The 16,681-nt window shown below is 59.0% G+C and carries 17 protein-coding genes and 3 pseudogenes; 16 read left to right on the forward strand and 4 right to left on the reverse strand.

The genetic code is table 11. The annotated features are described in order from the left end of the window. The first annotated feature begins 13 nt into the window (after positions 1-13). From AC3CB8_RS09420 to AC3CB8_RS09445, 6 genes and pseudogenes are all read left to right on the forward strand, one after another. On the forward strand, positions 14-952 hold the full coding sequence (locus tag AC3CB8_RS09420) for an ABC transporter permease (protein ID WP_352727348.1): 939 nt from the start codon (positions 14-16) through the stop codon (positions 950-952). A gap of 1 nt (position 953) precedes the next feature. Then, positions 954-1,847 carry an ABC transporter permease gene (locus AC3CB8_RS09425; RefSeq protein ID WP_352727346.1) on the forward strand — a complete coding sequence of 298 codons (894 nt, stop codon included), beginning with the start codon at positions 954-956 and terminating at the stop codon, positions 1,845-1,847. Next, a complete protein-coding gene (locus AC3CB8_RS09430; RefSeq protein ID WP_352727344.1) occupies positions 1,844-2,863 on the forward strand; it encodes an ABC transporter ATP-binding protein in 1,020 nt (339 codons plus the stop codon). The genes AC3CB8_RS09425 and AC3CB8_RS09430 overlap by 4 nt, the downstream gene beginning before the upstream one ends. Then, on the forward strand, positions 2,860-3,876 hold the full coding sequence (locus tag AC3CB8_RS09435; protein WP_352727342.1) for an ABC transporter ATP-binding protein: 1,017 nt from the start codon (positions 2,860-2,862) through the stop codon (positions 3,874-3,876). The genes AC3CB8_RS09430 and AC3CB8_RS09435 overlap by 4 nt, the downstream gene beginning before the upstream one ends. A gap of 79 nt (positions 3,877-3,955) precedes the next feature. Continuing rightward, positions 3,956-5,389 (forward strand): amidase, encoded by a 1,434-nt coding sequence (locus AC3CB8_RS09440; RefSeq protein ID WP_352727340.1) that lies wholly within the window; start codon positions 3,956-3,958, stop codon positions 5,387-5,389. A gap of 39 nt (positions 5,390-5,428) precedes the next feature. After that, positions 5,429-5,588 (forward strand): annotated as a pseudogene (locus AC3CB8_RS09445) (IS6 family transposase); the annotation flags it as partial. A gap of 164 nt (positions 5,589-5,752) precedes the next feature. On the opposite strand, the pseudogene AC3CB8_RS09450 reads toward AC3CB8_RS09445, so the two are convergent. Continuing rightward, positions 5,753-6,762, reverse strand: a pseudogene (locus AC3CB8_RS09450) (AMP-binding protein); the annotation flags it as partial. Between the two features lie 137 nt (positions 6,763-6,899). Here AC3CB8_RS09450 and AC3CB8_RS09455 point away from each other — a divergent pair. The 9 genes and pseudogenes from AC3CB8_RS09455 to AC3CB8_RS09495 all read left to right on the forward strand — a co-directional run bounded on the left by AC3CB8_RS09455 (position 6,900) and on the right by AC3CB8_RS09495 (position 15,318). Continuing rightward, a pseudogene (locus AC3CB8_RS09455) lies at positions 6,900-7,720 on the forward strand (site-specific integrase). Positions 7,721-7,813: 93 nt separating this feature from the next. Then, a complete protein-coding gene (locus tag AC3CB8_RS09460) occupies positions 7,814-8,125 on the forward strand; it encodes a hypothetical protein (protein ID WP_488377284.1) in 312 nt (103 codons plus the stop codon). Continuing rightward, a complete protein-coding gene (locus AC3CB8_RS09465; RefSeq protein WP_352727440.1) occupies positions 8,106-8,483 on the forward strand; it encodes a recombinase family protein in 378 nt (125 codons plus the stop codon). The genes AC3CB8_RS09460 and AC3CB8_RS09465 overlap by 20 nt, the downstream gene beginning before the upstream one ends. A gap of 170 nt (positions 8,484-8,653) precedes the next feature. After that, on the forward strand, positions 8,654-10,303 hold the full coding sequence (locus AC3CB8_RS09470; RefSeq protein ID WP_488377285.1) for a recombinase family protein: 1,650 nt from the start codon (positions 8,654-8,656) through the stop codon (positions 10,301-10,303). A 4-nt stretch (positions 10,304-10,307) separates the two neighbouring features. Then, positions 10,308-11,402, forward strand: a complete 1,095-nt coding sequence (locus AC3CB8_RS09475; RefSeq protein ID WP_488377286.1) for an IS91 family transposase — start codon at positions 10,308-10,310, stop codon at positions 11,400-11,402. Positions 11,403-11,718: 316 nt separating this feature from the next. Further along, the gene (locus AC3CB8_RS09480; RefSeq protein ID WP_352727304.1) at positions 11,719-12,042 is read left to right on the forward strand and encodes a reverse transcriptase domain-containing protein; all 324 of its coding nucleotides are present in this window, start codon (positions 11,719-11,721) and stop codon (positions 12,040-12,042) included. Further along, entirely contained in the window at positions 11,963-12,478 is a 516-nt protein-coding gene (locus tag AC3CB8_RS09485; RefSeq protein WP_352727302.1) for a group II intron maturase-specific domain-containing protein, read from the forward strand. Before AC3CB8_RS09480 ends, AC3CB8_RS09485 begins: the two co-directional genes overlap by 80 nt. Before the next feature lie 1,218 nt (positions 12,479-13,696). Continuing rightward, a complete protein-coding gene (locus AC3CB8_RS09490; protein ID WP_352727300.1) occupies positions 13,697-14,863 on the forward strand; it encodes a serine hydrolase in 1,167 nt (388 codons plus the stop codon). Further along, positions 14,860-15,318, forward strand: coding sequence for a hypothetical protein (locus AC3CB8_RS09495; RefSeq protein WP_352727298.1), 459 nt, complete (start codon positions 14,860-14,862; stop codon positions 15,316-15,318). Before AC3CB8_RS09490 ends, AC3CB8_RS09495 begins: the two co-directional genes overlap by 4 nt. A gap of 32 nt (positions 15,319-15,350) precedes the next feature. On the opposite strand, the gene AC3CB8_RS09500 is transcribed toward AC3CB8_RS09495, so the two are convergent. Both AC3CB8_RS09500 and AC3CB8_RS09505 read right to left on the reverse strand, forming a co-directional pair. Beyond that, entirely contained in the window at positions 15,351-15,647 is a 297-nt protein-coding gene (locus AC3CB8_RS09500) for a helix-turn-helix domain-containing protein (RefSeq protein ID WP_352727296.1), read from the reverse strand. Positions 15,648-15,673: 26 nt separating this feature from the next. Beyond that, on the reverse strand, positions 15,674-15,922 hold the full coding sequence (locus AC3CB8_RS09505) for a hypothetical protein (RefSeq protein WP_352727294.1): 249 nt from the start codon (positions 15,920-15,922) through the stop codon (positions 15,674-15,676). A gap of 89 nt (positions 15,923-16,011) precedes the next feature. On the opposite strand from AC3CB8_RS09505, the gene AC3CB8_RS09510 reads away from it, so the two are divergent. Further along, on the forward strand, positions 16,012-16,224 hold the full coding sequence (locus tag AC3CB8_RS09510) for a hypothetical protein (RefSeq protein WP_352727292.1): 213 nt from the start codon (positions 16,012-16,014) through the stop codon (positions 16,222-16,224). Positions 16,225-16,483: 259 nt separating this feature from the next. Here the strand turns inward: AC3CB8_RS09510 and AC3CB8_RS09515 are convergent, their stop codons facing one another. Further along, positions 16,484-16,654, reverse strand: a complete 171-nt coding sequence (locus AC3CB8_RS09515) for a recombinase family protein (RefSeq protein WP_488377287.1) — start codon at positions 16,652-16,654, stop codon at positions 16,484-16,486. Positions 16,655-16,681 lie beyond the last annotated feature (27 nt).

The raw sequence follows: 16,681 nt of genomic DNA on the forward strand, positions 1-16,681 counted from the left end.
AGAGGCCGGGAGAGTGTGGCTATATCTTGTCAAAAGGATTGCCCTCGCGATCGCAATTATTGCGATCGCGGTGACGCTGCTGTTCCTAATGATCAGAGCAGTGCCCGGTGATCCTGCCGCGGTTCTGCTCGGACCACGGGCGACTCCCGAAATGAAGGCGCAACTCCACGAGCAGATGGGGCTGGATAAGCCGCTTCTCGTCCAGATTGCCAGCTTCTTCGGAGGGCTGCTCCACGGGAATCTCGGTTATGACGTATTCAGCCAGAGGCCTGTCGCGGACATCGTCTTCGAGCAACTGCCATATACAATCGAACTAATCTTCGTCTCGATCTTATGGGCGGTCGTAATAGCCGTGCCACTCGGCTGTTACTCGGCCATGAGGCGTAACTCTGTGATCGACCAGATCGTCGGCGTTATGGCGGTCGCGACGATCGCCATTCCTTCCTTCGTGATGGCAGTCTTTGCGCTGCTGATTTTTGCCGTGACTTTGCGCTGGTTGCCAGCGATCGGTGTCGGTAATGGATTTTGGGATGGCCTTGCCTATCTCATCCTCCCAGCTTTCGCCATAGGGGTTGGCTGGGTCGGCTACATCTCCCGACTGGTGCGCGCCTCGATGCTTGAAATCCTGGGGGAAAACCACATCCGAATGGCCCGCTCTTTCGGGATCTCGGAATGGCGAATCGTTGCGCGCTACGCGCTGCCGCTCGCGATCCTACCGACCGTGACCATAATCGGCGTTGGCATAGCTTGGCTTCTTTCCTCCGCGGTCTTTATCGAGGTGGTCTTTGCCAGACCTGGCATCGGCGCGTTGATCGTGAACGCGGTCAATACGCGAAACTATCCAATAGTGATGGGCGTGGTGCTCGTCAGCACGTTCCTTATCGTAACCGCCACAACCCTCTCGGATCTTGTCAATGCATTCCTCGATCCGCGAACCCGGGAAAAGCTCTGACATGGCGATCGTTGATATCATCCGTCCCGAACCCAACGATGCGATGGCTCCAGGCGCCTTTCGCTCCTTCCTGCAACAATTTCGAAAAAACCGCCTGGGGATGCTCGGCGCAGTGCTGGTCATACTCATAGCAGCAATTGCGATCTTCGCTCCGCTGATAAGCACGCATGATCCGACCCGGATCATGGTCGGGCCGCGTCTGGCCGCACCTTCACTGGATTTTCTGCTGGGTACGGACCAGTTGGGCCGCGACACGTTTTCTCGCACCATCATGGGCGGCCGCATCCCGCTTCTCGTTGCTTTCGCCTCTCTCGGCAGTTCGTTGGCAGTCGGCCTATTACTTGGTTTGATCGCGGGGTTCGGTCCGCGCTGGCTCGACAATTTGCTTCTGCTTTTCTTCGATACGATTCGCTCCTTCCCAAGTATCATTTTCGCGCTAGCCATGATCGCGCTTCTGGGACCAAGTTTGGCGAGTGTCATTCTCGTCATCGCAATAACGTCCATGCCGATTTACGCGCGTGTCGTGCGCACCCAGACAGAAGCGCTGCGTAGCAGTGAGTACATAGCCGCGGAGCGCAGCATGGGGGCCGGCACAACGCGTATCTTGGCCGTGCACGTCCTGCCCAATGTCCTCGGCCCGCTTCTCATTCTCGTGAGCATGGACGTTCCGGCCGTCATCGCCGTCGAGGCGGGTCTCAGCTTTCTTGGCATGGGCGTGCGACCACCAACGCCCGATTGGGGAGCTATCCTCAACGATGGCTATAGCTACATTAACCAAACCCCTTGGCTAGTGATCGCTAGCGGCATTCCGATCGTCCTCGCAACGCTTGGCTTCACGTTCCTCGGCGAGGCGCTACGCGACATATTCGATCCCAAATTGCGGAAAGACCTATGAGACGAGACGATCCGAGACCGCCGCCCTCATCCAGTCGCCCACTTCTTGAGATCCGTGACCTAAATCTTGATTTCGGCACACCGCGTGGCCGCGTCCATGCTTTGCGTAACGTTTCTCTCGACGTGCCAGCCGCACAGGTGGTTGGCATAGTCGGCGAAAGCGGATCCGGGAAGTCGACGCTCGCCTATACGGTGATGGGCCTTCTTTCTGAAAACGCGGATGTGACAGCCGGCAGCATTATGTTCGAAGGTAAAGACATGCTCAATATGCCGGCTCAGGCGCGTCGGAACCTGCTCGGCGATCGTCTTTCGATGATTTTCCAGGACCCGATGACCGCACTCAATCCGGTGCGGACTATCGAGAGCCAGATGATCGATATCCAGCACCGCGAACACGGAGGCCGGAGGCAAAAGCGCGCTCGTGCCCTCGAGATGCTTCACCGGGTCGGAATTCCCGATCCCCAAAGCCGTATCGGCGCCTATCCGCATCACTTCTCTGGCGGCATGCGTCAGCGCGTTTGCATTGCCATGGCGCTTCTTGTGAAACCAGCGCTGCTCGTCGCCGACGAGCCAACCACTGCGCTTGATGCAACGCTGGAAGTGGAATTCATTCATTTGCTCAAGGATCTGCAAAAAGAAATTGGTTGCTCGATTCTCTTCGTCTCCCACCACCTCGGCGCGGTGGCTGAGTTGTGCGACCGGGTCGCCGTAATGTATGCGGGTGAAGTGGTGGAGCAGGGCGCCGTTCGGGACATCTTCCACAATCCTGCTCATCCATACACGCGCGCGCTGCTTGAGTGCGATCCCGGGCGCATCAAAAAAAGCACACGGACTTTGCCGACCATTCCCGGTGAGGTGCCCAGTCTCCTGGGCAGCAAGGTGGGATGCATCTTCCGCACACGTTGCCCTCAGGCATTTGATCGCTGTGCGCGCGACAACCCGGTCGAGTACCGCATTGGTGTGGACCATGTCGCCCGATGCCATCTCCTTGGCGAAGAGCGGTTGGTTTCGGCATGAGCGCACTGCTTCGTGTTGAGGACCTGCGCGTCCGCTTCCGCACCATGGGTCCGCTGAAGGCGCTAGCCTCCGGGACGACGGCGCCTTTCATCGACGCTGTATGCGGTGTCTCCTTTGACATCCACAAGGGCGAGACACTCGCCCTTGTCGGTGAAAGCGGCTCAGGCAAATCCACCATCGCGCGCACGATCATCGGCTTGCAGCGGGCTGTGAGCGGCAGCATCAGCTTCGACGGACACGAAATTGAGGAGCTCAGCGGGGCTGAACGCAAGCCCTACTTGCGGCGCATGGCGATGATGTTCCAGGATCCGGTCGGCTCACTCTCGCCGAGACTGACGGTTCGATCGCTCCTGTCAGAGCCTTTTCGCATCCATGGACTAAAGGATCGCGATGCCGGTGGCGAAGCGGAGCGCCTGCTACGCATCGTCGGCTTGCCGGCTGATTTTGCTAGCCGCTATCCCCATCAACTTTCCGGTGGTCAGGCTAGGCGCGTTGGTATCGCGCGTGCTCTTGCGCTGAATCCAGACCTACTTATTGCCGATGAGCCGACCGCGGGCCTCGACGTCTCAGTGCAAGGCGAGGTGCTCAATCTGCTCGCGCGGCTTCAGGACGAACTCGGCATGGCGATCCTGATCATCACGCACAATCTTAACGTCGTCCGTCACATGACCGATCGTATGGCGATCATGTATCTCGGTCGCTTTATTGAGGTCGGCACGACCGAGCTTATCTTCGATCAGCCGAGTCATCCCTATACCGAGGCGCTCCTTGCGGCCAATCCCGAGCCTGACCCGGATGCGGTGCTCAACAGGATCGAGCTCAAGGGGGAGGTCCCGAGCCTGATGAGGCGGCCATCCGGCTGCGAGTTCCACACCCGTTGTCGTTACGCGCAGGATATCTGTAGCCGCGTCTTCCCCGAACCATCAACAAGCCCAGATGATACGGAGCACAGCTTCAGATGCCATTTCCCGCTTAAGCGCGAAACCGCCGGGGCGACCGCTGTCTCCATTTGAAACCCGACGCTGTTGACGAGTCGTGATCGCGCTTGCGCGTCTAGCTATCTATCGCCAACTGTAGAAAAGGGATCGCTTGATGAAGCTAAGTGAATACGTAGAGTACGACGCCACCGGTTTGGCCTCTCTCGTCAACGCGGAGGAGGTGACTGCTGTGGAACTGACGCGGCTAGCCCGCCAAGCCCACGATGAGGTCAATCCGCGCATCAATGCCGTTATTGAATTCTACGAAGATGCTGAGTCCGTTACCGGCGCGGATGCTGGGCCCTTCAACGGCGTGCCATTCCTTCGCAAGGATATAGGACCCACCGAAGCTGGGCGCCTGCAGGAAAACGGAAGCCGGTTGTTCAAATGCTGTCGCTCCGAGACCGACAGCTTTTTCTTTAGTCGCGCCCGGGAGGGTGGCCTTCGGACCGTCGGAAGAACGACTGTTCCGGAGTTTGGATCATCGGGAATGACCGAATCCTTTCTCCATGGGACAACCGGCAATCCATGGGACTTGGAACGCTCCGCGGGAGGCTCCTCCGGAGGCGCCGCAGCGGCAGTCGCTGCCGGCATTACTCCCATTGCACATGGAAGCGACGGCGGCGGGTCAATTCGCACGCCAGCATCGTGGTGCGGTCTTGTAGGGCTGAACCCGTCCCGGGGGCGAATTTCAGGCGGCCCGCACAAACAGGACGCATCGTTTGGCCTTAGTCGAAATTTTGTTTTATGTCGGACCGTGCGCGATATGGCGGCCGCGCTGGACGTCTTTTCCGGTCCCCATCCCGGCGATCCATTCATCATCGTGCAGCCGAACCGTCCCTATGTAGAGGAACTCTCACAACCCACCGGCAAGTTGAGGGTAGGGGTTGCCCGAACCAAATGGGGCGCGGCCGATGTCGAGCCGGAAGTGCTGCACGCCGTCGAGTCGACGGCCACACTTCTGGAGGAAATGGGCCACACGATGATGGACATCGAGCCGCTATATGAGTCCGCGTGTAATAAAATATGGCTCGGCTTTTCAACGTATAGCGCAATTTCACTTGAAGACGCGGCGCGGGCCATGGGCCGCATGATCAACGCAGACACTTTGGAGCCGATCAATCTCAAGTTTTATGAATACGGCCGGGATTCACGAAGCCGTGCGGGGGAGGTACACGAGGCCTTGCGGAGCATGCGGTTCCGCGTTGGCGAGGCGATCCAAGCCTTCGACATCCTGCTGACGCCCACGATGCCGCAGGCGGCCACTCCTCATGGCGGCGTTTACACCACAACAGACCCAACGCTCTCCGCAGAGGAATGGAATGAAGTGAACGCCGCCCGCTCTCAGTACACTGGCGTATTCAATGTCACCGGACATCCTTCGGTCTCCTTGCCCATGGCACAAAGCGCAAGCGGCCTGCCGATCGGAATTCAGATCGTCGGTCGCTTCGGTGACGAGGCCACGCTGGTGCGGATCGCAAGAGATCTGGAGCATGCCAGACCGTGGACGCACCGGCAACCAAAGATTTGGGCGGGGAGGGCACCGTAAAGTTAACTGACAGTTGAGGAAACTGTGCAAACAGCGGATATGAGCAAGTCCCTTCGTGATTCACTTTATCGTCGCCACCGCTTTCTCGCCGAAGTGATTGCCCAAGCGGTCTGGCTCATTTCCGCTTCCCCCTTAGCCTGCGCAGGGTCGAGGATGTGCTGGCCGCGCGGCCATCATCGTCGCCTATCAGGCCATCAAATCCACAGGCTGCGGCATCGTCGCGATTCAGACGGCGAGCGCCCAGGCTTGGGCATCTCTGTTCGACGCACCGCTTGTTACCGTCACGGCGGAGCGGAGGGCCGTTTTGATACCGGCCGCGCGCACTCCCGTCGAGGCCGTCGACACGATTCGGAAGCATGTTGGCGCGAGCGCCTCCTTGTTCTTGATGGCGCGGCCGTGGACGACGTCGCGCACCGCAAGCTCGGTGATCTTGCTGGACTTGGTGCGGGATGTCGGTGACGGCGACGATCTTGGCCGGCACATGGCGCGGGCTCGCGCTGCGGATCTTGGAGCGGATGCGCTTTTCCAAATCGTCATCCAGTTTGACGCCCGCGGCCAGCCGCACGAACAGCACGACGCTCACGTCATTGTCAAAATCCTGGCCGATGCACAGCGCTTCCAGAATCTCCGGCATCTGTTCGACCTGGTTATAGATCTCCGCCGTGCCGATGCGCACGCCGCCCGGGTTGAGCGTGGCGTCGGAACGGACATGGATAATCATGCCGCCAGTGCAGACCAGCTCGACTTTCTCCTGGCCGATCGGTCTGCCATCGTCGTCCCAGACGTCGACGGCAAGGCCAAGGCCGGGGCCCTGGATCTCGCCGGTCCATACCTGTTCGATCGGCACGCCGAGCACGAAGCAGGAGACGATGTCGGTGCCGCCAGAGACCGAGGCGAGGTGGACGTCCTTCTTGATGCCGTCATAGACGAAGCGGAAATCCTCCGGCGACAGCGGCGATCCAGTGGAAGAGATGCTGCTGTAAACGGTCGTCAGATCGTGGCGGCATCGGCGAAGTCGAACAGCACGTTGCCTGCTGCCCGACAACTACGATGAGGGCGAGCCGTCATAAAGCAGCAGCGCGGCACACCGGAAGCGAGGCCCGACATCAGCCAGTTCCACATCATCCAGCCGCAAGTGGCAAAATAGCAGAAGCGGTCGCCGTCGATGAGGCCGGCATGCAGCCGGTGTTCTTTGACATGCTGGATCAGCGTGCCGCCGGCCGAATAGACGATGCATTTGGGGGTGCCGGTGGTTCCGGACGAAACAGGATGTAGAGCGGGGGCGCGAACGGCAGCCGCTGTGACGGACTTGATGACGAAGGGCGACAGCGCGCCTCTTCCATCGCCACGGCCTTGTCGATGGTTGTGGCCACGTCGGCCGAGGTGACGACTTAGTCGATGCGGATTGAACTAAGCCGCTAGTCGCGGCAATTGGTGCCCGCTTTGAGAGACGCCTCCTGTCTGAGAGGATTTGGGTGTTGCAAACCCATCCTTCAGACAGGAGATCCAGATGGCCGAGATGAGCCCTCTGCGTCGCCGGATGATGGAGGACATGACAGTCCGCAATCTATCTCCGGCCACGCGGCAATCCTACCTTTATGCAGTCGCAAAGTTTAGCCGCTATTTTGGCCGATCGCCGGATCGGCTGGGCCTTTGCGACTCCATGCCTTCCAGGTTCACCTCGTGTCGACGGGCATCTCCTGGTCGGGATTGAACCAGATCGTCTGCGCACTCCGGTTCCTCTATGGCGTAACGCTCGGCCAGGATACAATCCCGGAGCATATTCCGTATGCGCGCGAGCCTCGCCAGTTGCCGGTTGTTCTTTCCAGCGACGAGGTCGTCGAATTTCTTCAAGCTGTCTCCAGCTTGAAGGCGCGGGTGGCTCTGACAACAGCTTATGCCGCCGGTCTCAGGGTCTCGGAGGTCTGTGGTCTTCGCGCCAACGATATCGACAGCTCAAGGATGGTGATCCACATCACGCGTAGCAAAGGCGGCAAAGCCCGCTACGTCATGCTGTCGCCGGAACTGCTCGGTATCCTGCGCAGCTATTGGCGCTTGGCGCGGCCCAAGGACATTCTGCTTCCTGGGCGCGATCCTGACAAGCCGATCGAGCCGTGGGTGCTGCATTCCGCCTGCCGTTCGGCGGTTACGGCGGCGGGTCTTTCCAAGCACGTCACCGTCCATACGCTGCGGCATTCCTTTGCCACTCACCTGCTCGAGAACGGGACCGATATCCGCATCATCCAGGTCCTGCTCAAAACAACGACAAACTGCTCGCCAACAGCCGGAAGAAGGGCGCATTTACTATCCATTTCATCCGCGTTGCGGTGAGACGGTGCTCATTCTGAGGCGCTATGCCTACCGTGCACCGAGTTGGTTGTCATTCCGCAGCCTGACGGCTCCCTTGCCTGCATACCGGCGTGGATGATGCGCGAGGCGGCGACACACTTCAAGCTATCGGCTGAGCCGCGGTTTTCCCTTGGGGCCTTGCAATCTCTGCGCGCTGAGATCGATGCGTTTTTAGGATTTCTCCAGTCCGACTCAACGACGGAGAAAGATCAGAATGAAGCGCCAATTCGAAAGTCCCAACCAAGCCTGTTCGAAGAGGGCGAGCCACGCTTTGTGCTGCCCCCTCAACAGGAGATCGAGCTGGCGATGCTGGTGGAGACCCTACTGCGCGAGATCGCGATGGCACTGGCAAACGGGGAGATCGCAAATGACCAAGATCACGGCTGAGCATCTTGCGCGCAGCGCCTTCGTCTATATCCGTCAGTCGACGGCCGATCAGCTTATGCACAATCAGGAGAGCCGGCGCCGGCAATACGGGCTCGCCGATCGCGCTCGGCAGTTCGGCTGGGCCACGATCGAGGTCATCGACGATGATCTCGGCCGCTCGGGCGGCGGCATCAATCGACCGGGTTTCGAGCGGCTCCTGGGGGCGATCTGCGAAGGGCATGCGGGCGCCGTGTTCGCGATTGAGGCCTCTCGGTTGGCGCGCAACGGCCGCGACTGGCATACGCTGATCGAGTTCTGTGGATTGGTCGGGACCGTCATCGTCGACGAGGACGGAATCTACGATCCTCGGCCCCAATGATCGGCTGTTGCTTGGCATGAAACGCACGATGAGCGAGCTTGAGTTGTCACTGTTCCGTCAGCGCTCGCAGGAGGCGCTGAAGCAGAAGGCGCGCCGGGGCGCGCTGTTCCTCGGTGTCGCCGCCGGCTATGTGAAGACCGGCCGCGAGCGGAAAGGACCCGGACCAGCGCGTGCAGGATGCATTGAGGCTGGTGTTCGCGAAGTTCGCCGAGCTGCAGAGCGTGCGGCAGGTCCATGTCTGGCTCAGAGACGAAGGCATCGCTTTGCCCGTTAAGTCGCATGATTTAGAGGGGCGCCTCATCGCCTGGAAGCTGCCGCTCTACACTACTGTGCACAACGTTCTGACCAACCCCGTCTGTGAGGGCGCCTATGCTTTCGGGCGCACGACAAGCAAGGTCATCATTGAGGAGGGCCGCAAGCGCGTGCGGAGCGGGCTGCGGCGTCCTCAGACGGAATGGGACGTCCTGCTCAAGGACCAGCACGGAGGCTACATTATGTGGAGCGAGTTCGAGCGGAACCAACAGGTGATTGCCAATAACGCGACCGGCAAAGGCAGCGCCACGGCCAGAGGAGCGATACGGCGCGGGGGATTGCTTCTCGCGGGGCTTCTGCGTTGCGGTCATTGCGGCCGCAAGATGTATGTCGCCTATGGCGGCAGGGCGGGGCGCTATCACTGCGAGGGTGCGCTCGTCAATCATGGCACCAAGCGGTGCATTTCGTTTGGCGGCTTGCACGTCGATCAGGCTGTCGGCGCCGCAGTACTTGGCGCCTTGAAGCCGCTCGGTATCGACGCCGCAACCAAGGCCCTGGAGGCTCAAGCGAGCGAGACGTCAGCGGCACAAAGGCAGCTCGAGCTGGCACTGCAGCGGGCGCGTTACGAGGCTGCCCATGCGCGTCAGCAATACGATGCTGTCGACCCTGCCAATCGTCTGGTCTCTGGCGAGCTGGAGCGCCGCTGGAACAAGGCGCTTGAAGCCGTGCACCAGATCGAACGCGAGATTGCCGTGCTCGATGCGAGAACACCATCTCCACTGGGAGAGAAGGAACGGGATCAGCTGCTGCGGCTCGGCGCCGATCTCGACCTCGCCTGGTCGCACCCGGCAGCAACATCTGTGACGCGCAATAGAATTGTTCGCGCAGCCTTGTGCGAGATCGTCGTCCGCATCGAAGGTGGCGTCATCGAGATGGTCCTGCATTGGCAGGGAGGGGACCACACCGCATTGAAGCTGAAGATGAACACCGTCGGCAAGCATCGCTGGACAGTTCCCGAGGATACTTTGACGCTGGTCCGGGAGCTGGCGCGCCTGATGCCCGACCGTCAGATTGCGCGGCTCCTCAATCGCGCCGGTAAACCGACCGGGCGAGGCAATGGGTGGACCCAGGCGCGGGTCTGTTCGTTTCGGAGCCATCACGGCATTGCCGTCCACCGCGCGAGCGAATGGGCTGAGCGGGGCGAGATTACTCTTGAAGCTGCCGCGCAAATCATGGATGTGAGCGTGATGACGGCGCTGCGCATGGCCCGGCTCGGCATCATCAAAGGGCGGCAAATGTGTTATGGCGCGCCCTGGGCGTTCAAGGCGGCGGATATCGCCGCCTATCGCATGCAGAATGCCCCGCGGCGTCCGCTAACAGCCGATCCCGCCCAACAGCGCTGTTTGATTTTCAATGACATAAAAAGTGAGCGTTATGACTCGTGGCTACTCGGCCACGCCCACCTCTCGACAACAGTGCGCTATACGCAGGTCTCCACTGACACGATCCGGTCGACGGCCAGTCCGCTCGATCGATTACGACTGGAGGTGACGCCGCCGGAATCGTAATCGGTTGCGCCCCACCTTCGAAGTCGCCGACATCTTTCGACGACATGGGAGCTCCTACAGGCGTGAGAACGCCGGCCATCTGGGCCGCGGCGAGCGACGCGTCATGGGCGCGATCGAAGCTTGCCGGACACCCAGGCTCGGCGGTCACGTCAATGCCTGCGACGATTGCGGCAGGACCCGCATCTCCTATAATTCCTGCCGCAATCGCCATTGCCCGAAGTGTCAAGGCGCGGCCCGCAAGGAGTGGGTCGATGCACGCGTCGCCGATCTGTTGCCGGTCCCGTACTTTCATGTGGTCTTCACGCTACCACCTGGCATCGCCGAGATCGCCTTTCACAACAAGGCGGTCGTCTATGCATTGCTGATGCGGATCGCAGCCCAGACGCTGCAGGCCGTTGCCGCCGTGCCAGGCGGCGGTCTCTCGCCCGGCAGGTCAAGGTGGGTCGCTTGCCGGCCGGGCTTCTTTCTGCCCCTGCGCGTGCTGTCGCGTCTGTTTCGGCGGCTCTTTCTGACTGCCCTTGCCGACGTCTTCGCTCACGGTGAACTCCGCTTCTCCAACGAACTCAGCCATCTCAACGACGACGAGGCGTTCACCCGCCATCTCGCGCGTGCTCGCCGCGTCGAATGGGTTGTTTATTCGAAGCCACCGTTCGGCGGCCCTGACCAGGTGCTCGCCTATCTCGGCCGTTACACCCATCGTGTTGCCATCGCCAACAGCCGCATCGTCGAGGTCGATGACGGCCATGTTGCCTTCAGATGGAAGGATTACCGTGGCAATGGTCGGGACCGCGAGAAGATCATGCGCCTTGACCCGCGCGAGTTCATCCGGTGCTTTCTTCTTCACGTGCTTCCCGCCGGCTTCCACCCCATGCGTCACTTCGGCTTTCTCGCCAATAGCCACCGACGGGATCGGATCGGTCTCTGCAGGCAGCTCCTCGACCAGCCATCACCAGCAGGCGGGCAGCCGCAGGCCGGCAAATCACAGCACAGGCAGTCCTACGAATGCCCTGACTGCCGGCGTCCCATGCACAGGACAGGGATCACTGTTGCGCCTGTTTCGCCGCCCCGGCCATCATCTTTCTGGTGCGATACATCATGAACTCCAACAATCCGCACCCCCTCCGATATGCCCGCAAAACCAAGCGCCCCGCCTGCGCGCGACACCGCTTGGCCCTGGCCACACCGAAAGACCGACAGTGTGCAGTGAGAGCGCAAAAATCGCCACCGATCGCCCGCCAAGCTGCTCGCGAAGGTCGCCGGATCAAGCCAAAATTCCGTCGTGCCACCGCTGCACGCGACGAATTCGCGATCGCCGTCAAACAGCGTGCCCTACTATCCCCATAACAGCGGCTAACAACCCGCGCCTTACTTCAATCCGGCTTATGTGAGGTCGCTCGAGCTCGCCGCGACGACCGATGCGACCTCACATAACCCTCCAGATTCCGACGATTTGCCGGACGGCATTCCGATCAAAAACCGGACGGAATCATTGGAATACGCAGTCGACGAGCAGGACCTTGCGGACGCTGCCGAGCTTGGCCGCGATCGCCGCGAGCTCAATCGCCTTGCCATTGTCCCAAAGATATGCGGATGACGCGATTGTCCACTGTAGAACCGAGGGTGAAGCCCAAATCGTCGTGGAGGCAATACGAGGGCGTCTTGCTGAATGTCGTCTTGAACTCCATCCGGAGAAAACAAGAATGGTTTACTGCAAAGACAGCAATCGTGGGGAAGCGTAAGCATATCTCGTTCGACTTCGTCGTCTACACATTCCAGCCACGTGTAGCCAGAGGTCGGAATGGTAAAAGGTTCACGAACTTTCTGCCTGCTATCAGCAACAAGGCGGCCAAGGGCATCCGGCACACTATCCGCAAATGGTGGACTGATCTGAGCGGAAACGCTCGATGGCTCGAAGGTCTTGCAAAGCTGATCGACCCCGTGGTGCGAGGATGGTTGAACTATTATGGGCGATACTATCGCTCAGAATGTATCAACGTTCTGCAACACGTGGACGAGGCACTCGCCCAGCGGGTGAGAAGGAAATATAAAAGGTTCAAGTACCGAAAAACTGCTGCGCCATACTGTCTTGGAAAGGCTTGCTTAGCGCGATCCAGACATCCTGTATTTGGGGAAGATAGGTGTCCGACCAACGGCAGGGAAATAGAAGCCGGATGACGCGGGAGTGTCATGCCCGGTTTCGTGAGCGCGGAGAGGTGAAATTCCTCTCCGCTACTCGACTAAACACCTGGGCTGCTGATCGACTTGCTGCTCCGAATACACGGATACAGCTGTCGACGTCAGCTTCCGGTGTATTGAATGATGTTACGAACCGGAGAACGTTGCTCATTTCGGAGGGCCATTGGCTGAATTTCACGTTGGCGCGCACTAGAAAATCCCCCACCTGATCTCCAACGCTTACGAAAACTTCATTGGCTTCAGTTGGATATACCGTCCTCGCTGCGCAAACCAAGCAACTTCGCTCCGCCTGTGAAGAATTCCGGAGCGGCACATTCATCGTAGTAGACGTGCGCACCTTCCATGCAAAAAATGCCTCCATAGGGAGGCGTCAAAATTGAATGCCTGGGGCGCTCGCTGCCGCCCCCGTCAATACTAAATAAAACAAAGGTCTCATCCAAAAATATCTCGAAGCTTACGGGTCACGGCCCGCGTAAAATCACCATCTAAGTACGATGTACTGCTGCCCAGATTTGCGGCTACCAACTCATCTAAAATCTCGACTGAGACGCTCGAAACATTATCACTGCGGAAATCCATTGCTACCACCATCTATCCGATCGCCCAGACTTCTCCCGAAAGGACGCATTCCTGGTGGCGTGCTGCCGGCCAGTGACAGCATCGGGCTTCAAACATTCTGGATTGCGGCTGATTTCGACATGCTTTTTCGGATATTGCTGCATCGAACAGGCGTAGCTTCGGCGCATTTACCCGAGAGTCGGCGATCGCCTACGGATTCGGGAAACGTCGGACGGCAACGCGGATATCCAATGAGGTAAGGGAACCTTCTGTCTAGATCAGTCAACGCCCGGCGGGGGAACGGTGGCAGAAATTCAAGTTCGCAAGATGTCATGTTCTGACCGAGAGAGGGAATATCAATGAATCAGGAGAAGCCTCTTTTGCCGTCCAAATTCACGCGGTGGGCTGAGGCAGTCAAGCTCCGGATGGAGAGAGCGGGGTTCGACGTTATTGTTTGTCAAGACCTGGCGAACATGGGGTGGCTCACCGGATTGATGGCTGGTCGTTCTACCCGCCTCAGGGTGTTTTGCTGCGTCTGGAGCACGAACAGCCAATTTGGTTTGGTCGCGCGCAGGATGCCACGTCCGCACAAATAACTACGGACATGCCGATCTCTGAAAGGCTAGGTCGTTGCCGCCAATGAATAAGCCAACCACAACCCCAGCTGGATTCCACCTGATTGAAACGGGCGTGTTAGCTGGCATTTCGATGTGGGCGGCGGTGCCATCACCCGCGACCGCCGCTCAAGGTAAAATGATCGTATCAACAGGCCCAACCTGGGCCGGCGAATTTGGGAGCACCATCATGTTGTCTTACAACGCTTCGGACATCAATCTCCAACCCCTCGGGCAGGAACTCTGCCGCATCGCCGAAGCCTCACGTGCTGTTGTGGGCGTGGCGCTCCGTCACATCGAGACCGGTCGCAGCCTTTCCATCAATGGCGAAATGTTATTTCCGATGGCCAGCACGAAAAAAGTCGGCCTCGCTGCGCACATCCTAAATCTCGTGGATCAGGACATCTTGAGGCTAGACACGCTTATAACGCTGACGGAACAAGACATTTACACTCCCCAAGGCGGACCAGTCGGGACATTTTTCGGGCCAGGTTCCACGTTGAGTCTTCGAGATCTGCTAACGCTGACGCTAGTGGCTAGTGACAATAATGCGACAGACATATTGTATCGTATAGGAGGGGGATCCGTTGCGGTAGAGGCCAGCCTCCAGTCTCTTGGACTGCCCAGCCTACAGCCCGGCCTGCCTACATGGATGTCGATCTCTAATATTTATGGGCATGCCACCGTCTTGGAGAATGACCCTATATCCCCCAACGCGTTTCGCAAGTTTTTTGCGGTTAGGGACACTGCCAAAGATGATGGCGAGAATGCTCGGATCAGATCAGCGGAAAATAGCTTGACGCGGGACTCGGCGACTCCGGTGGACATGGCTCGCTTAGTAACTAAACTTTGGAATGGCGAATTTCTAAGCCATTCAAGTACCAAGATTGTCCTTGATTGCATGTTTCGGTGCATTACTGGGGAAAATAGTATTAAGGGGATGCTGCCGGTTGGGACACGCGTTGCGCACAAGACTGGAACATTGGAATTCGCCGTCAATGATGTGGGCGTTATAGAACTTCCAGGACGAGCTGGTCACTTGGTAGCGGCAGTGTACACCAAGGATTCCTACGAACCGTCTCTAGAAAAAAGAGAGGCTGTGATCGCTCACATCGCGCGTGCAGCTTACGATTTCTTCCTATTCGCAGTCTCAGCATGCCCAGCGACTGCGGCACATCGGCGAGTTGTATGATCGCCGACTACATTTGGTTTGCTGGCGATCAAGAGCCCCTCACAAACGGCAAGTGGCCAGTCGCGAGCCATGAGATATTGCAAATGAACAGTGGATGGATGAGCGATTCTTTCGACGCTTTGTCCATTGCGGCTGATGCCGTGGATACAATCGACACGGCGTTCGAAGCGGCCGCTATCAGAATGATGCCGTTTCCGTCGGCCTTCTTCAGGAGCGGGCGCGAAATGAGGGAAAAGGTATCCATCCGGTGTGGCTTTCAATTACTCATAAGTGCGGGTCCGATGGTTGCGCCCGAGCCTGATGTCCGTGAGGCGGGTAAGGTCGCATTTACTTGCCGCTGGCAGCCGTGCTGTCGAGTTTGGAATATGACCTCCCAGACGTACCTGGTCCCGCGTCATAATGCTCATCTGGCTGCGTTATTGAAAGTCAAGGGTCTTTTGCTCCGAACTTGGTGATGACGGGCGGCTTGAGTGCCTGACGCACTCGATCAGACCGATTCTTCGATATCCCGTCGTTTGATGACCCATGGTGCGCCTTTGCAATATTGCTCGGCAGGAATAATGCCGGTGGCAATCTGGCGAAGGACCGTCGCGGAGCTCAGATTGAGCATCCTGGCGGCTTCAGTCAACGTGACTTCGCCGCGCTCGGCCCATTCGCCATTCCTGTAGACCGCGAAGCCGTGCGTGTTGCGGAAGCTCCGCACACGCGACTGCGACCATCCATTCGATCGACCTGTCCGCTTTCCTGCCCGGTTGAATAGTCCGGCAATGGCCTTGTCGGGCATCAGTCGCGCGCAGGCGCGGATCAGCTCTACCGTCTCCGGCTCGACGGAGCACCGCGTTTGACCCCGCCGGTTCTTCTCACCGTCAGGCGGATATGATCGCCGCCCTGCCAAGGCAACAACGGATGAATCTGGTCACCCTCGACGTGTGCCACGACCTCGCGCAACACGACCCGGATGATGCGCTTACGCGTGACGGCAGTGGCCGCCGGATGATGCCACGCGGCTTCCAGGTCGGCCCCCATTTGCAATAGGCGCTGGCGCTCCTCGGCGCTCAAAGCGGCCGGCCGCTGTCGGACCAGGGCCTCCAGTCTTCCTCGAGTGCTCGTACGGCCGCGAGGGCGCCGTTCCACCGGCGCTCAAGTTCGTGAGCAACCAGACGATTCTCAGGGTCGACCGTGTCATACTGCCGGCGCGCTCTGGTTGCCTCATATCGCGCCTGTTCGAGCGCCAACTCGATCTGGCGCTGCTTTTCGCCAGACTGATGCTCGCGTTGCGCGATCGCCTGGATGGCCGCCTCAACGCCGAGCGGCTGCAGCAACCGCACGATCTCGGCTCCCACAGCATCGTCGATCCGTAATGCGTCAAAACGAGATACAGGGATCACCGTCGGGATTGCTGCGGGTCGCGTCACACTTATAGCGGCCGATAGCACCCTCGGCGCCATTATAACCAACAAGCGGCCGGCGGCCGCAATCACCGCAACGCAATAGCCCGGCGAGCAAAGCCTCTCCCTTGCGCACCGGCCCGCGCACCATCATGCCCTTGCCGTTGGCATTGTCAGTAATCAGCCGTTGATTCCTTTCAAGTCTGCCCAGGACAAATAGCCTTCGTGATGATCAACGAGCAAGACTGCCCAATCTGAGCTTTGCGACGGCCGCGCACGATTGCTTGCGGCCATTTTCGATTATCGCCCGACTTTCGGTTCGGCCAAAGGCATAAGCACCAGCATAAATAGGATTGGTGAGAAGTTTGCTCACCGTCGTGTAGACCGGAGGTTTCCACAGCACCTGCTGCTGTCCCGAGATCCTGGGGTT

The sequence above is a fragment of the Mesorhizobium sp. P160927 genome, assembly GCF_057766385.1.

Coding starts and splice junctions, on each gene's coding strand:
- AC3CB8_RS09495 (WP_352727298.1), top strand. CDS start 14,860: ATGATCGCCGACTACATTTGGTTTGCTGGCGATCAAGAGCCCCTCACA.
- AC3CB8_RS09460 (WP_488377284.1), top strand. CDS start 7,814: ATGATGCGCGAGGCGGCGACACACTTCAAGCTATCGGCTGAGCCGCGG.
- AC3CB8_RS09435 (WP_352727342.1), top strand. CDS start 2,860: ATGAGCGCACTGCTTCGTGTTGAGGACCTGCGCGTCCGCTTCCGCACC.
- AC3CB8_RS09430 (WP_352727344.1), top strand. CDS start 1,844: ATGAGACGAGACGATCCGAGACCGCCGCCCTCATCCAGTCGCCCACTT.
- AC3CB8_RS09440 (WP_352727340.1), top strand. CDS start 3,956: ATGAAGCTAAGTGAATACGTAGAGTACGACGCCACCGGTTTGGCCTCT.
- AC3CB8_RS09465 (WP_352727440.1), top strand. CDS start 8,106: ATGACCAAGATCACGGCTGAGCATCTTGCGCGCAGCGCCTTCGTCTAT.
- AC3CB8_RS09500 (WP_352727296.1), bottom strand. CDS start 15,647: ATGCCCGACAAGGCCATTGCCGGACTATTCAACCGGGCAGGAAAGCGG.
- AC3CB8_RS09425 (WP_352727346.1), top strand. CDS start 954: ATGGCGATCGTTGATATCATCCGTCCCGAACCCAACGATGCGATGGCT.
- AC3CB8_RS09490 (WP_352727300.1), top strand. CDS start 13,697: ATGAATAAGCCAACCACAACCCCAGCTGGATTCCACCTGATTGAAACG.
- AC3CB8_RS09480 (WP_352727304.1), top strand. CDS start 11,719: ATGCGACCTCACATAACCCTCCAGATTCCGACGATTTGCCGGACGGCA.